This is a genomic window from Ureibacillus sp. FSL W8-0352, assembly GCF_038004345.1.
In the GTDB taxonomy this organism is placed as follows: Bacteria; Bacillota; Bacilli; order Bacillales_A; family Planococcaceae; genus Ureibacillus; species Ureibacillus thermosphaericus.
In genome coordinates, this window is sequence record NZ_JBBOQT010000001.1 from 600,176 (window position 1) to 616,062 (window position 15,887).

A 15,887-nucleotide genomic window follows, 5' to 3' on the forward strand; every position below is an offset into this window, starting at 1 on the left:
ATTCATGATTTCAGTTAACGATTTTCGTACTGGTCTAACAATTATTGTAGATGGAGAATTATACCGAGTACTTGATTTCCAACACGTAAAACCTGGTAAGGGAGCAGCGTTCGTTCGTTCCAAATTACGTAACTTACGAAATGGTAACGTAGCTGAAAAAACATTCCGCGCAGGTGAAAAAGTTGAAAAAGCGATGGTAGAAAACCGCAAAATGCAATATTTATATGCACAAGGTGATTCCCATGTTTTCATGGATTTAGAATCATATGAACAAATCGAATTAAATGCAAATCAAATCGATTATGAATTAAAATTCTTAAAAGAAAATATGGAAGTTTACATTATGTCATATCAAGGAGAAATGCTTGGGGTAGAACTTCCAAATACTGTGGAATTAAAAGTAGTTGAAACTGAACCAGGTATCAAAGGTGATACTGCTTCTGGAGGTTCTAAACCAGCTACTTTAGAAACGGGTCTTATCGTACAAGTACCATTCTTTGTTAATGAAGGTGATATTTTAGTAATCAACACTTCTGATGGATCGTATGTTTCCCGCGCTAACTAATAATTTCAATAAAAATTAAGTGGACGTCAAAAGCACGTCCGCTTTTTTTATTGTTCTTTGGTCTATTTATTTGAACAAGCTCATATATTGCTTTCACAAGGAGGAGTCAAATGGAATTACAGGATGTATTAAGGGTGGCAGGAGTAGGGCTAATTATTGCACTGTTACATGTTTTCTTTGACCAAGTTGGGAAGAAGGAATTTACATTCTATATATTCTTTATCGCATACCTATACATGGCTGCAGAACTAATCCGATTTTTACGGCTTTTTTTCGGTGAAATTATGCTATTTTTCCAATGGTTAACGAATTGACATATGACGATTTTGATTTATGCCGTAATTCTACTACTCATTATCATATTGATTAAAGAAACGGTCCCAAAACTTCATTCGCTCATTGCCATCATCTTCTTTTTTATAATATTACATTTTCTATTATCGAAATCTGTACTTCCATTAATTGGACAAATCCTGTCATATGTAAATTCAGTACCATATGTTCCTCAACTTGTCTATTCTGCTCTTTTTTATCAATTAGGTATATTTTTTAAGATGCTTTTTGATGAACAAGAGCATGAGACGATGGGAGAATTCGTCATGTTTTCGGTCCGGATCGCATTACTATCTTATTGGGTTGGTGAGTTTGCCAAAGTTCTTTCTAGTTTTTCTTCAATTCTAGATAAGCTTCAATAAGGGGCTTTCATAATGGATGAACTATTGAACATTTTTATCGATCCATTAAAAATTGCAGGTAAATCCATTGTACTCGTAGTCACATACACCATATTATTTCTGATATTAGAAGCTTTTGTACCGCAATTTAAAAAATGGGGAGATACATTATTTATTATTGTCCTCGTGTTGACACTTGGACAAACCGTAATGGAGTCATTCGGTTTAATTGGTGAAGTTGTGAATGTCGCTGCCGAATTCTTTTTATCGATCACACCGATTCTCATGTCCATTATCGTTGTGCTCAATGCAGTATTTTCCTTCATAGCTTGGAGTCCTATTGTTATCGCGATATTTGAATTTTTAATATTGTTATGTCAAAAGGTGCTTATTCCAGGAATCGTCATCGCGCTGCTACTGGATTTTTGTACAAGATTTATTGGCGAAATGTCTTTTTCAAAAGCTTCCGATTTAATACGAGGAACCGTTATGACATTAATTACAGCAACGTTATTGTTGATGGTCGCATTTTTATCTTTTTCAGGAGTTGCCTTTTTTACCGTAGATAAAGCGATTGCGAGCCCTGTGAAAAAAGTAATTGAACAAACGATTCCAATTGTTGGTTCACTAATCGTTGAAGGTTTTTCAATCTTCCAAAAGTACCAATCTGCTGCCACTACTTTAGCGGGATTTAGTGCTATGACTGCATTTTGGATAGCCGCGTTTTATCCGGCTGGAAAGCTGTTGATTCATGCAATGACTTTTAAAATTTTAGCTGCAATCGTCGAGCCCTTTTCTGGTGGAACCATTAGCGGTCTCCTTGATGATATTGGAAAGTCATTACTCGTCTTATGCGCTACAGCAATGCTATTAGGAATCGCTTTCGTTTTTATTTGGCTCATCTTCATGGTAATTTTGCAGCTCGGGGTGGGAAAAAGCTTTTGATCAAATTAATCGCCATCATATTAATAGGAAAGTGCTTGCTATTACTGGCTGAGGAAAAAGAGATTATGGTCTATGTCAAACTAGCAACTCTATTAATTGTCATTACAACTTTATTAGAAATTCTCAAACTATAAAGCATAGAGCTTGTACTTCATTCATACAATGTTTTGAAACATGAGAGAAGGGGGGCACTAAGAACGTGAGGTGGAAAAGAAATGGACAAAGTTAAATCTATTAATTATACCTATTGCAGTTCTAGCGTTCATTGCGTACATTTCAGCAACGAGTGATGCATCCGTTGAGCGATATGATACTGTTTCAGCAGAAGGTAGACTTGAACAAGCTTTAAGTGAAATAGAAGGCGTTGGACAAGTAAAGGTTTATTTTCATTACGATGAAAACCCTTCAAATACGGATGGAACTTTAAGCAACTATTTTCGTTCAAGTAACAATACCACTACTGTATCAGGATTGCTCATTGTTTCAGAAGGTGCGAAAGATCCAAAAGTCCAAAGGCAGCTTCTTGAAACGATCAGTAAAGTTATGCAAATGCCTACCCACAGAATTATGATTGTACCGATGGAAAGTAAAGGAGATGAACAATGAAAGTAAAAAGAAGAACTGTTTGGCTATTAACATTATTGAGTTTAGCTGCTGTCATTTCAGTGTATTATGTATTTGAACCAAATCGTAATGTGGATTTAATGACAATTTTTACGGATGATACCCTTGAAGAAACAACTTTAACAAATGCAGATGAAAAATTAACAACGCCTACAGTATCTGAAAGCCATTTATTTGAAGATTTAAGAATGGAAATTGCCAATGAACGTAGCCAATTAAGAGAGCAATTAGAACAAAAAATTGCTTCCAGTGAATATTCTGCAGAGGAAAAAAATGAAGCATATAATCAAATGAATGAGTTAATTAAGAGAGAATCTGCTGAGGCTATGCTTGAAATGTTAATTGAAAATCTTGGCTATTCTGATGCATTAGTACATGTAAAAGATGGTAAAGTACAAGTAACAGTATTATCCGATGAAATTTCGAAAGCTCAAGCGAGTGAAATTATCTATGTTGTTCGTCAACAAATTAATGATATTCAAGATGTGACAGTAAGCGTTCAATCCAATTATTATTGAGATATAATTTTGAATGGAGAAACGATGTTGTATAACAGAAGGTGAACAGTGCTTCGTTTACGTAACGAAAGCACTGTTTTTTGCTCATTTTATAGAAAATTAAAAAATATTGTTTCAAAATCTGTTGAAAGGATATAAAATGATTATTGTATTGAATAAAAAGAAGGGGTGTCTACATTGTTTAAAGTACAAGAACTTCGTGAGATTATTAAACTAGTTGATTCATCATCTCTTGACGAATTCATATATGAAGTAGATGGTGCAAAAATTAAATTAAAGAAAAATCAAGGTGTTGTAACAGAAGTGGTAGCACCGAAAGTACAAACTGTTGTACAACAAGCTCAACCACAAGTACAAGCACAACCAAAAGAAGAAGTAAAACCACAAGCTGAAAGTGCAGCACCTGCAGCAAGTACTTTTGAAGCAAAACCTGTAAATTTAGATGATCCTAAATTACATAAAATCACTTCACCGATGGTAGGAACATTCTATGCAGCACCATCACCTGATTCACCTCCTTACGTTAAAGTAGGGGACAAAGTGGAACCTGATACAATTGTATGTATCGTTGAAGCAATGAAATTATTTAACGAAATCGAAGCAGAAGTTAAAGGTGAAATTGTTGAAGTACTGGTGAAAAATGAACAGCTAGTAGAATTCGGTCAACCACTATTCCTAGTGAAACCTACTGAATAAGAGGTGACCAAAATGTTAAAAAAAGTATTAATTGCTAACCGCGGAGAAATTGCGGTTCGTATTATTCGTGCTTGTAAAGAATTAGGAATTCAAACGGTTGCAGTATATTCTGAAGCGGATCGTGATAGCTTACATGTAAAACTTGCTGACGAAGCATATTGCATCGGTCCAAAACTATCAAAAGATTCCTATTTAAGTTTTCCAGCCGTATTAAGCGTTGCAGAGAAAACGGGTGCCGATGGGATACATCCAGGTTATGGATTCCTAGCAGAAAATGCAGATTTTGCTGAAGCATGTGAAAATGCTGGCATTAAATTCATTGGTCCTTCTTCCAAATCCATTCGCATCATGGGGATGAAAGACGTTGCCCGTGCGACAATGGAAGAAGCAGGAGTACCTTTAGTACCTGGTACAGGCATTGTTCCTGATATTGAAACAGGTAAAAAATGGGCAGCTGAAATTGGCTATCCAGTCATTATTAAAGCGACTGCTGGTGGCGGTGGTAAAGGAATCCGAGTTGCTCGTACAGAAGAAGAGTTAGTAAAAGGTATTGAAATTACTCAAAAAGAAGCTCAAGCAGCATTCGGAAATCCTGGTGTATATTTAGAAAAATACATCGAATTCTTCCGTCACTGTGAAATCCAAGTATTAGCAGATGCATATGGAAATGTGATTCATCTTGGTGAACGTGACTGTACAGTACAACGACGCATGCAAAAATTAGTTGAGGAAGCACCTTCTCCTGCATTATCTCCAGAAAGACGTGCAGAGATGGGGGAAGCTGCTGTAAAGGCAGCAAAAGCTTGTGGCTATGAAGGTGCTGGTACAATCGAATTTATTTATGATTATAATGAGGACAAGTTCTACTTCATGGAAATGAATACTCGTATTCAAGTAGAACACCCTGTAACAGAAATGGTTACTGGCGTCGATTTAGTTCAGCAACAGCTCAAAATCGCTTCCGGCGAAAAATTAACATTGACACAAGAAGATATTCAATTAAAAGGCTGGGCTATTGAGTGCCGCATCAATGCGGAAAATGCATACAAAAACTTCATGCCAGCTGCTGGTACAGTTGAAACATATATTACACCTGGTGGTCCTGGAGTACGAATCGACTCCGCAGTATATCCTGGATACACAATTCCGCCATACTACGATTCAATGGTTGCAAAATTAATTGTACATGCGGATACACGCGAAGAAGCAATCGCTCGTATGAATCGTGCATTGAGCGAATTTGTTGTTGAAGGGTCTGGTATTCACACAACGATACCATTCCACCATGCTTTAATGAACAACGAAGTGTTTAAATCAGGGAAATTCAATACAAAATTCCTTGAAGAAAATGATGTATTAAATACAAAAAAAGAAACTGTGAAAAACTAACTGAACTTACGGAGCCTTCAATTTGAAGGCTCTTTTTATTTAATAACCACTTTCGGAGAAGCGTGTTTTATGCTTTTTCCTTAACAAAGCGCTATACTAAGTTTAACGAGAAAGGGAGTGAAATAATGTTACCGAAATTATCAGTCCTTGATTTAGCACCTGTATTAGAAGGTGAAACTCCAGCGGATGCTTTTCTTCATAGCCGCGCATTAATTCAACTTGCAGAAAAATGTGGCTATCATCGATATTGGGTAGCTGAGCATCATAATATGGAAGGAATTGCAAGTTCAGCAACTGCTGTTCTCATTTGTTATTTAGCAGGAGCAACGAATAAAATTCGTGTAGGGGCAGGAGGAATCATGCTTCCAAACCACGCACCGCTCGTCATTGCTGAACAGTTTGGAACATTAGAGTCCATGTTTCCGGGAAGAATCGATTTAGGACTAGGGCGAGCACCTGGAACGGATATGTTAACGGCGAGAGCGTTAAGAAGAGATGAGGCAGGAGCATATCAATTTGATGAATTAGTGGATGAATTGATGAGCTATTTTGATGATGAACACCGTGCGGTTATTGCAGTGCCTGGAAAAGGCTTAAATATTCCGATATGGCTTTTAGGATCCAGTTTATATAGCGCAAGACTCGCAGGCGTTTTAGGATTACCTTTTGCTTTTGCAAGTCACTTTGCTCCGGATCTATTAGACGATGCAATTGATACATATCACCGGAATTTTAGACCTTCACAATTTTTAGATGCTCCTTATACGATGGTCAGCATTAATGCTTTTGTTGCTGATACTGATGACGAAGGAGAATTTTTAGCAAGCTCATTATACCAGCAATTTTTAGGGATGATTCGAGGAAAGCGTGGAAAAACACCCGCACCTACAAACATGGATGAATTATGGAACGAAGAAGAGAAAAAGCAAGTTTTACACACATTAAAGTATACTTTTGCGGGATCCAAAGAAACTGTTTATAAACAAATCATGGAATTTATAGCTCAGAGAAGAGCTGTTGATGAAATCATGGTAAATGGTCCGATTTACGATCAAGAGAAAAGAAGAAAATCCTTTGAATTGCTTGCACAAAGTTTCAAAGAACAGGCTTAGAATATTTCGTGAAATTCTTTGTTTTAGTACAGGGGATGAAGAAAATTTTGTATAATAATCATTAATCGGTGCAATTTGAGAACTGTGATAAACAGTTTTGGAAAGAAAAGAGAGGATGAAGAAGATGGCTGAAAAGTCTGCAAAAGCATTTATACAACCTGCTCCTTCCGGCAAAGAAGAACTTGGGAAAATTGAGGTTGCCCCAGAAGTCATTGAAGTGATTGCGGGGATTGCAACGAATGAAGTAGAAGGTGTTGCATCTACTCGCGGTAATTTTGCATCTGGAGTCGCTGAACGATTTGGGAAAAAAGTACATTCAAAAGGGGTTAAAGCAACAATCAGCGAAGATGGGGAAATACTGATTGACGTATATTGTTCAATAAAATACGGAAATTCAATTCCAAAAGTAGCTAAAGACATTCAAACAGCCATTCGCCAAGCCATTTATAACATGACATCCATTGAGACGAGCGAAGTAAATATTCACATTACCGCAATTCAATTTGAAACGAATGCCGAAGAGGAGATTTCCCTTTAGAATTATATAAGCATTTATTAACATCAAATGGATGACTATCAAAGTTGTCCTTTGATGTTTTTATTTAACAATTTTTCTGAAATGTGTTATCGAAATTCATGGAAATCAAAGGAGTTTTACTATCCATCAAGAATAAATTATTCAATGGGTGGAATGTGGAAGGAGTGAAGGATGTGGAACAATATATTTTATCTCTAGATCAAGGAACGACTAGTACACGAGCAATTTTGTTCAATAAACATGGAGAAGTTGTTCATATTGCTCAAAAAGAATTCAATCAATATTTTCCTAAACCAGGCTGGGTCGAACACGATGCGAATGAAATATGGAGTTCGGTTTTATCGGTAATTGCGTCAGTTTTATCTGAAAAAAATATACAACCAGAGCAAATTGCGTCAATTGGCATTACAAATCAACGGGAAACGACGGTTGTTTGGGATAAAAACAGCGGGAATCCGGTCTATAATGCCATTGTATGGCAATCAAGACAAACTGCAGAAATTTGCGACGAGTTGAATGAAAAAGGCTATAACGAACTATTTCGAAATAAAACAGGATTATTAATTGACCCTTACTTTTCAGGAACGAAAGTGAAATGGATTTTAGATCATGTGGAAGGGACAAGAGAAAAAGCTGAAAAAGGAGACTTACTGTTCGGGACAATTGATACGTGGATTATCTGGAAATTAACAGAAGGATCTGTACATGTGACGGATTATTCCAATGCTTCTAGAACTTTAATGTATAACATTTACGATTTAAAATGGGATGAAGAGTTGCTCGAAATATTAAACGTGCCTTGTACAATGCTGCCGAAAGTTCGTCCATCTTCAGAAGTTTATGGATATGTTTCAAAAAAGAACTTTTTTGGAGTTGAGGTACCGATTAGTGGCATAGCTGGTGACCAACAAGCAGCTTTATTCGGTCAAGCATGTTTCACTCCAGGTATGGTGAAAAATACATACGGTACCGGCTGCTTTATGTTGATGAATACCGGTGAAAAAGCTGTACAATCAAAACATGGACTACTTACAACAATCGCTTGGGGAATCGATGGAAGAGTGGAATATGCATTAGAAGGTAGCATTTTTGTAGCTGGTTCTGCCATCCAGTGGTTAAGGGATGGACTTCGCATGTTTCAACATTCCAGTGAAAGCGAACGTTATGCAGAAAGAGTTGATTCAACAGAAGGGGTTTACGTAGTACCTGCTTTTGTTGGGCTTGGAACACCATATTGGGATAGCGATGTAAGAGGCGCTATATTCGGTTTAACGCGAGGAACGACGAAGGAGCATTTCATTCGAGCAACCTTGGAATCATTAGCCTATCAAACGAAAGACGTGTGCAGTGCGATGGAATCGGATTCAGAAATTCCATTAAAGTCTTTACGGGTAGATGGGGGCGTTGTGAAAAACAATTTATTGATGCAGTTTCAATCCGATTTATTAAATGTGCAGGTTGAGCGTCCTTCTGTGAATGAAACAACGGCGCTGGGTGCTGCTTATCTTGCTGGAATGGCAGTTGGTTTTTGGAAAAATCAAGATGAGATTGCACAATATTGGAATCTTGAAAGAAGATTTGAACCAAATATGAGTTCAGAAAAAAGAGAGAAACTGTATCAAGGTTGGAAAAAGGCTGTCAATGCGGCAAGATATTTCAAATAAAAGATGGTAAAAGAATATCTCTCCTCCAAACGTTTAAACTAACGAAGTATAAGTGAGAAAGGAGAGAGAAAATGAAAAAGCCAATCCACGAAAAATTATCCGAGAAAAACAACAAATTAACAAAAGCGCAAGAAGTTCATTACAAGAAAGATTTTAAGCAGGCGAAAGAAACAGAAAAAAACATCAACAACAAAATGAATATGTAAAGAATTTTAAAGCTCCATTAGTCGAATTGCTGATGGAGCTTTTTACATTTCATGTACGCCATAAAAGTTTTTTATTTCTTTAACTTGAAAAAGTAATGTTATAATAGAAATTGTTGTATTTTTATCAAATTGTGATTTGCTAATGTATTTTTTGCAAACAATAGTTATAATAGGTACGAATGTTAGAAATGAAGGAGTTAAATTATGAAACGGCACGAGATTCGTGAAAAAGCGTTACAAGTTTTATTTCAGTTAGAAAATACCGATTTAACGCTAGAAGAGGCAATTAGTCATATTATAGAAGACAATGAAATGAATCCTTTTTTTAAAACGTTAGTATATGGTGTAACTGAAAAACTACAAGAAATTGATCGTCAACTTGAAGAAAAATTGGAGAATTGGTCGTTATATCGTTTGCCTAAAATAGAACGAACTATTTTGCGATTAGCCTTATATGAATTACTTTATATGGATGAGACACCTTCAGCAGTCGTGTTGGATGAAGCAATCGAATTAGCAAAAACTTTTGGAGATGACAAATCTAGCAAATTTGTCAATGGAGTACTTTCTAAGTTTGTTGAACAGTAAGAACATTCATTTTTAAAAGTTCCATGAAATTAGAGAAACTACTGGGAGGAAGAATCGTGGCTCAAATTATTGATGGAAAAGCAATAGGGCAACAAATCCGCGAGTCAATTGCAGAAAGAGTGAAAGAATTAAAGGAAAAGGGAGTAACACCAGGTTTAGCTGTTATTTTAGTAGGTGAAGATCCAGCATCTCAAACGTATGTACGAAATAAGCATCGTTCATGTGAAGCGATTGGCATTTATTCAGAAGTGATTAAATTACCTGAAAATACAAATGAAGAAGAGTTATTAGAGCAAATTCACACGTTAAATGAACGAAAAGAGATTCATGGTATTTTAGTACAATTGCCATTGCCAAAACACATTAATGAAGATAAGGTGATCGCCGCAATTTCACCAGATAAAGATGTCGATGGTTTTTCACCAGTTAGCGTTGGTAAAATGATGTTGGGGCAAGATACATTCTTACCATGTACTCCATTTGGCGTTATGAAATTATTAGAGTACTCTGGCATCGAAATCGCAGGAAAACATGCAGTTGTAGTGGGTCGCAGCCATATCGTTGGTAAACCAATGGGCCAACTGTTACTGCAAAACGATGCAACAGTTACATATACCCATTCAAAAACGAAAGACTTACCTTCTATTACGAAGCAAGCGGATATTTTAATTGCCGCTGTAGGCCGACCGAATTTCATTACGCGTGAACATGTTAAAGAAGGTGCTATCGTTATAGACGTAGGTATCAACCGAGTTGAAAACAACAAGTTAGTTGGTGATGTAAACTATGAAGAAGTGGAACCAATCTCTTCATATATTACCCCTGTACCAGGTGGAGTGGGGCCAATGACGATTACGATGTTGCTGTATAATACAGTTAAATCGGCAGAAAAAACATTAGGCGACAAATAACGATAAAAATTGTACAATGAAAGAGAAAGCTGTTTTTCTAGGAAAACAGCTTTTCTAATGGTTGCAATTTTTGTACTATAACAGGCTTGCAAAAGGGGAGTTACACGATGCCATCTTCTTATTTAACAGTGAAAGCTTTAACGAGATATATTAAAAGAAAATTTGATGCGGATCCACACTTACGAGACGTTTATGTGAAAGGTGAACTATCCAACGTAAAAATACATACATCTGGGCATATTTACTTCACTTTAAAAGATGATGCCGCTCGAATTAATGCACTGATGTTCCGGACACATGCAAGCCAATTAAAATTTAAACCTGAAGATGGCATGCAAGTTTTTATACGTGGAGATGTTAATGTTTACGAAGCTCAAGGTTCATATCAATTATATGTTCTATCGATGGAACCGGATGGTATCGGAAGTCTTTTTATCGCTTTTAATCAATTAAAAGAAAAATTACATAAAGAAGGATTATTTAATCCAAACTTTAAACAACCAATTCCAAAATTTCCAAAAGTAATCGGTGTATGTACAGCAACAACAGGTGCAGCAATTCGCGATATTTGCACAACCATTAATAGAAGATATCCACTTGCAGAAATTATCATTTATCCTACCCTTGTCCAAGGAAATGGTGCAGCACAATCTATAGCGAAAAATATTCAATTGGCGAATGAACATGGATTAGCTGACGTACTGATTGTAGGTCGTGGGGGAGGATCCATTGAAGATTTATGGGCCTTTAACGAGGAAATTGTTGCGAGAGCGATTTTTGAGAGTCGCATACCAATTATTAGTGCAGTGGGTCATGAAACAGATACGACGATTGCAGATTTCGTTGCAGATCTCCGTGCACCAACACCGACTGCCGCTGCAGAGCTTGCTGTACCGAACATTCAGGAACTATATCAACGAATATTAGCTTTTCAATCCCAAATGCATCAAATCGTAAGAAGCAAGTTGATTTATGAAAGAAATCGTCTTAATAAATTGCAACAATCATATCCTTTATCTCAACCTGAACGGTTGTATCGGCCTTTTACAGAAAGATTGATTCAAGCGGATATAAATTTACAACGAGCCAGTCAAATGTTCCTGATGAAAAAGAAAAATGAATTATCTCAACTCGATGGTACGTTAAAAATTCATTCACCACAAAATGCAATTGTCTACTATAAGAAACAATTAGAACAAATTTCGTACTTGTTGACAAGAACTGCTTTTCAAGCGTTAAATCGAAAAAAAGAGAATTTCCATTACACGATTCGCACCCTTCAAGCATTAAATCCTTTGACAATTATGGAAAGAGGATTTAGCGTTACTTATAAAGATGAAAAGGTCGTTAAATCGATCTCTCAGTTAGAAAAACAAGATGACCTTTCGATCCATCTTCAGGATGGAATCGTGCATGCAAAGGTAATAGAAATTCAAGAAAGAGTTGGTGAAAAAGATGACTAAACAAACATTTGCCGATGCAATGACGGAATTAGAGGAGATTGTTCGTAAATTAGAACAGGGAGATGTTCCACTAGAAGAAGCCATTGACTTATATAAAAAGGGTATGGAGTTGTCAAAATACTGCCACGAAAAGCTAAGAAATGCTGAAGAACAATTGATTTCAATTGTCAATGAAAATGGCGAGAAGAAGCCTTTCGAACCAACAAATGGAGAGGAATAATACAATGAATAATCGTTTAAAGCTATTTATCAATGAACATCTTGACTATATTAACCGTGAACTTGAATACCAAGTGGAACGATTAGTTGCACCGCATACATTAAAAGAATCTATGTTATACTCGTTAAGGGCAGGAGGAAAAAGAATTCGTCCATTGTTTGTCGTTGCCGTTTCCGAAATGTTTAACTATAAACAAAAAGAAGTTTATACTGTTGGTGCTGCGGTTGAAATGATTCATACATATTCCCTCATCCATGATGATCTACCTAGTATGGATAACGATGATTTAAGACGCGGTAAACCGACGAATCATGTTGTATTCGGAGAGGCGATGGCTACCCTTGCCGGAGATGCTTTAAACACATTGGCTTTTGGCGTTTTAGCGCGAATGGAAAATATTTCCGCTGATAAAAAGGTTGAATTAATCAACTTATTAAGTGTTGCTAGCGGTGCGGAAGGCATGGTTGGAGGACAAGTTCTAGATTTAGATGGTGAAAACCGTCAATTGAATTTATCGGAATTGGAACAAGTCCATTTAAATAAGACAGGAGCAATTCTTCGTTTTAGCATTGAAGCGGGTGCAGTATTATCCAATGCAACAATGGAAGCTCGAAAAGCGTTAATAGAATATGCACGACATATTGGCCTCGCATTTCAAATACAAGATGATATTTTAGATGTGGAAGGCACATCAGAACAGTTAGGAAAGACAGCTGGTAAGGACGAAGAGAGCAATAAAAGTACTTATCCTGCACTACTCACACTGGATGGTGCAAAACAAAAATTAAATGAACATTATCAATACGCTCTGAACGCTTTGAACAATTTACCGGAAGACACGACGTTATTAAGAGAATTTGCGAACTATATCATTTCCAGAAATAATTAATAGATAAAATAAATTGCTTTTGCCATTGATATTAGCTTGATATAATAGTTAAAACTTCGATGTGAATAAACTGATGAAAAGGTGTGTGAGAGATGGATTTAACGACAATTACTGGTCCATCCTTTTTAAAAAAGTTAAATAAGCAACAATTAGAGAAACTTGCTCAAGACATTCGAGATTTTCTAATAGAAAAATGCTCAATTACAGGTGGACATATCGGACCAAATTTAGGGGTAGTTGAATTAACTATTGCATTGCATAGAGCCTTTAATAGCCCTTTTGACAAGTTTTTATGGGATGTAGGTCACCAAGCATACGTACACAAAATCTTGACAGGACGAGCAAGAGAATTTGACACATTACGTCAATATAAAGGGTTAAGTGGTTTTCCAAAACGAGCAGAAAGCAAGCACGATGAATGGGAAACGGGCCACAGTTCAACATCATTATCAGCAGCAATGGGAATGGCCATTGCGAGAGATATAAAGAAGGAAAACAATTATATTGTTCCGATTATTGGCGATGGGGCTTTAACTGGTGGAATGGCACTAGAAGCATTGAATCATATTGGGCACGATCGAAGAAGAATGATTGTCATTTTAAATGACAACGAAATGTCCATCGCGCCAAATGTCGGTGCATTGCACAATATTTTAGGCCGATTAAGAACTGCTAAGGAATATTCTAAGGCGAAAGAAGAATTAGAATCTTTGATGAAGCGAGTGCCTGTTTTTGGTGGAAAACTTGCTCATGCGGCTGATCGTGTGAAGGATAGTTTAAAGTATCTTGTTGTTTCCGGAGTGTTTTTTGAGGAAATGGGCTTTAAATATTTAGGTCCGATTGACGGCCACGATTTCGATGCTTTAGAAAAAACGTTAGAATATGCGAAAAAAGTAGAAGATCGACCAGTTCTTGTTCATGTAGTGACAAAAAAAGGAAAAGGATATAAGCCGGCTGAGGAAGATAAAGTTGGTACTTGGCACGGTACAGGACCTTATAAAATTGAAACAGGAGCCTTCGTCAAAAATAATGCGAAAGGCCCTTCTTGGTCTAGTTTAGTTTCGGAAACCGTTCGAAAATTAATGAAAGAAGATAAACGTATTGTAGCGATCACACCTGCAATGCCAGTAGGTTCGAAAATGGAAGGTATTCAAAAAGATTTTCCAGATCGATTCTTCGATGTTGGAATTGCAGAACAGCATGCAACGACAATGGCTGCGGGATTAGCGACACAAAATATGAAGCCATTTTTAGCAATTTACTCGACATTTTTACAGCGAGCATATGATCAAGTACTGCATGATATCGCTCGCCAAAATTTAAATGTTTTCATTGGCATTGATCGTGCGGGACTTGTCGGTGCAGATGGCGATACCCATCAAGGTGTTTTTGATATTGCCTTTTTACGCCATATCCCAAATATCGTAATCATGATGCCGAAAGATGAAAACGAAGGGCAACATATGGTCAAAACTGCTATTGAATATAATGAAGGACCAATCGCTCTCCGTTATCCCCGCGGCAATGGGGTAGGCGTTCCTCTTGATGAGGAGCTAAAAACGATTCCAATTGGTTCTTGGGAAGTGCTGAGAGAAGGTCAATATGCAGCCATTTTAACATTCGGTACGACTATTTCGATGGCTTTAGAAGCTGCAGATGAGCTAGCTAGTCGTAATATACATGTAAAAGTAGTGAATGCTCGATTTATCAAACCACTTGATGACAACATGCTTCATGACATCATGGGGAAAAATATGCCGATATTAACGATTGAAGAAGGCGTATTAAAAGGTGGATTTGGCAGTGCCATATTAGAGTTTGCCAGCGATAATAAATACAACCAAGTTGAAATAGAACGAATGGGGATTCCAGATCGTTTTGTGGACCATGGCAGTGTCGATTTATTATTGGAAGAATTGCACATTACAAAAGAAGAAACAATTGCTCGCATTGAATCCTTAATTAAAAAATCGTTAGGTAAAAATACCGTATGACGAAATCTCCGAAAGAACGGGTAGATGTTCTTCTCGTACAGAGGGGATTATGTGAAACCCGGGAAAAAGCAAAACGAGCAATCATGGCGGGCATTGTTTTTTCAAAAGAATTGCGAATTGATAAGCCGGGAGAAAAAATCTCGATTGATGCGCCGTTGGAAGTGAAAGGTGAACAATTAAAATACGTTAGTCGAGGCGGTTTAAAATTAGAAAAAGCATTACAAGAATTCGATTTGTCCGTGGAAGGAAAATTAATGCTAGATATTGGTTCATCTACTGGGGGATTTACTGATTGTGCTCTTCAGAACGGTGCTAAACATTGTTATGCCTTAGATGTAGGATCCAACCAATTAGCTTGGAAATTAAGAACAGATGAACGTGTCACGGTAATGGAAAAAACAAATTTTCGCTATTCAAAGCCGGAAGATTTTACAAAGGGATTACCAGATTTTGCGACGATTGATGTTTCCTTTATTTCCTTATCGCTTATTTTACCAGTTTTGCACAATATTTTACTTCCGAACGGTGATGTAGTGGCACTTGTCAAACCACAATTTGAAGCTGGTAAAGAAAAAGTGGGGAAAAAGGGCATTGTTCGTGATCCTAAAACACATTTAGAAGTGTTGGAAAACACTGCAAAAATGGCGACAGATGTTGGTTTTGTAGTAAAAAATGCTACCTACTCTCCAATTACGGGAGGGGAAGGGAATATTGAATTTTTATTCCATCTACAAAAACCATCAGAAGGACAACATGTTTCGGCATTCACTGATTTCAAAAAAGTAGTTGAATTAGCTCACCAAGAATTAAATTAAGTTGTATGCTAGGGAATGGCAATCGTCATTCCCTATTTTTACTTGCTGAATAAGAACTTATAATGATAGTATAAAT

At 36.9% G+C, this 15,887-nt stretch carries 19 protein-coding genes; all 19 read left to right on the forward strand.

Annotated elements, in window-relative coordinates; translation table 11 throughout:
* Positions 1-4 precede the first annotated feature (4 nt).
* The 19 genes from efp to NST98_RS03155 all read left to right on the forward strand — a co-directional run bounded on the left by efp (position 5) and on the right by NST98_RS03155 (position 15,811).
* On the forward strand, positions 5-565 hold the full coding sequence (gene efp, locus NST98_RS03065; protein ID WP_016837736.1) for an elongation factor P: 561 nt from the start codon (positions 5-7) through the stop codon (positions 563-565).
* 110 nt (positions 566-675) lie between these two features.
* Complete coding sequence (locus NST98_RS03070; protein ID WP_016837737.1) at positions 676-879, forward strand: hypothetical protein; 204 nt, start codon at positions 676-678, stop codon at positions 877-879.
* Positions 880-882: 3 nt separating this feature from the next.
* Positions 883-1,260, forward strand: a complete 378-nt coding sequence (locus NST98_RS03075; RefSeq protein WP_096550963.1) for a hypothetical protein — start codon at positions 883-885, stop codon at positions 1,258-1,260.
* A gap of 12 nt (positions 1,261-1,272) precedes the next feature.
* Positions 1,273-2,184 (forward strand): stage III sporulation protein AE, encoded by a 912-nt coding sequence (locus NST98_RS03080; RefSeq protein ID WP_340714412.1) that lies wholly within the window; start codon positions 1,273-1,275, stop codon positions 2,182-2,184.
* A gap of 204 nt (positions 2,185-2,388) precedes the next feature.
* Positions 2,389-2,790 carry a hypothetical protein gene (locus NST98_RS03085; protein ID WP_096550965.1) on the forward strand — a complete coding sequence of 134 codons (402 nt, stop codon included), beginning with the start codon at positions 2,389-2,391 and terminating at the stop codon, positions 2,788-2,790.
* The gene (locus NST98_RS03090) at positions 2,787-3,326 is read left to right on the forward strand and encodes a SpoIIIAH-like family protein (RefSeq protein WP_096550966.1); all 540 of its coding nucleotides are present in this window, start codon (positions 2,787-2,789) and stop codon (positions 3,324-3,326) included. Before NST98_RS03085 ends, NST98_RS03090 begins: the two co-directional genes overlap by 4 nt.
* 177 nt (positions 3,327-3,503) lie before the next feature.
* On the forward strand, positions 3,504-4,022 hold the full coding sequence (gene accB / locus NST98_RS03095) for an acetyl-CoA carboxylase biotin carboxyl carrier protein (protein ID WP_340714413.1): 519 nt from the start codon (positions 3,504-3,506) through the stop codon (positions 4,020-4,022).
* Between the two features lie 12 nt (positions 4,023-4,034).
* On the forward strand, positions 4,035-5,411 hold the full coding sequence (gene accC / locus NST98_RS03100; RefSeq protein ID WP_340714414.1) for an acetyl-CoA carboxylase biotin carboxylase subunit: 1,377 nt from the start codon (positions 4,035-4,037) through the stop codon (positions 5,409-5,411).
* Between the two features lie 125 nt (positions 5,412-5,536).
* On the forward strand, positions 5,537-6,523 hold the full coding sequence (locus tag NST98_RS03105) for an LLM class flavin-dependent oxidoreductase (protein WP_340434062.1): 987 nt from the start codon (positions 5,537-5,539) through the stop codon (positions 6,521-6,523).
* Positions 6,524-6,647: 124 nt separating this feature from the next.
* Positions 6,648-7,061: an Asp23/Gls24 family envelope stress response protein gene (locus NST98_RS03110; RefSeq protein WP_340715654.1), complete on the forward strand. Its 414-nt coding sequence runs from the start codon at positions 6,648-6,650 to the stop codon at positions 7,059-7,061.
* Between the two features lie 173 nt (positions 7,062-7,234).
* Positions 7,235-8,725: a glycerol kinase GlpK gene (glpK, locus tag NST98_RS03115; protein WP_096552494.1), complete on the forward strand. Its 1,491-nt coding sequence runs from the start codon at positions 7,235-7,237 to the stop codon at positions 8,723-8,725.
* Positions 8,726-8,796: 71 nt separating this feature from the next.
* Positions 8,797-8,931: a YfhE family protein gene (locus NST98_RS03120; protein WP_016837748.1), complete on the forward strand. Its 135-nt coding sequence runs from the start codon at positions 8,797-8,799 to the stop codon at positions 8,929-8,931.
* Positions 8,932-9,135: 204 nt separating this feature from the next.
* Positions 9,136-9,519, forward strand: coding sequence for a transcription antitermination factor NusB (gene nusB / locus NST98_RS03125; RefSeq protein WP_096550972.1), 384 nt, complete (start codon positions 9,136-9,138; stop codon positions 9,517-9,519).
* 23 nt (positions 9,520-9,542) lie between these two features.
* Positions 9,543-10,430: a bifunctional methylenetetrahydrofolate dehydrogenase/methenyltetrahydrofolate cyclohydrolase FolD gene (folD, locus tag NST98_RS03130; RefSeq protein ID WP_445684023.1), complete on the forward strand. Its 888-nt coding sequence runs from the start codon at positions 9,543-9,545 to the stop codon at positions 10,428-10,430.
* 107 nt (positions 10,431-10,537) lie between these two features.
* Positions 10,538-11,893 carry an exodeoxyribonuclease VII large subunit gene (gene xseA, locus NST98_RS03135; RefSeq protein WP_340714415.1) on the forward strand — a complete coding sequence of 452 codons (1,356 nt, stop codon included), beginning with the start codon at positions 10,538-10,540 and terminating at the stop codon, positions 11,891-11,893.
* The gene (locus NST98_RS03140) at positions 11,886-12,113 is read left to right on the forward strand and encodes an exodeoxyribonuclease VII small subunit (protein ID WP_016837752.1); all 228 of its coding nucleotides are present in this window, start codon (positions 11,886-11,888) and stop codon (positions 12,111-12,113) included. The genes xseA and NST98_RS03140 overlap by 8 nt, the downstream gene beginning before the upstream one ends.
* 4 nt (positions 12,114-12,117) lie before the next feature.
* Entirely contained in the window at positions 12,118-13,002 is an 885-nt protein-coding gene (locus NST98_RS03145) for a polyprenyl synthetase family protein (RefSeq protein ID WP_340434055.1), read from the forward strand.
* A gap of 92 nt (positions 13,003-13,094) precedes the next feature.
* A complete protein-coding gene (gene dxs, locus NST98_RS03150) occupies positions 13,095-14,996 on the forward strand; it encodes a 1-deoxy-D-xylulose-5-phosphate synthase (protein WP_340714416.1) in 1,902 nt (633 codons plus the stop codon).
* Complete coding sequence (locus tag NST98_RS03155; protein ID WP_340714417.1) at positions 14,993-15,811, forward strand: TlyA family RNA methyltransferase; 819 nt, start codon at positions 14,993-14,995, stop codon at positions 15,809-15,811. Before dxs ends, NST98_RS03155 begins: the two co-directional genes overlap by 4 nt.
* Positions 15,812-15,887: the final 76 nt, after the last annotated feature.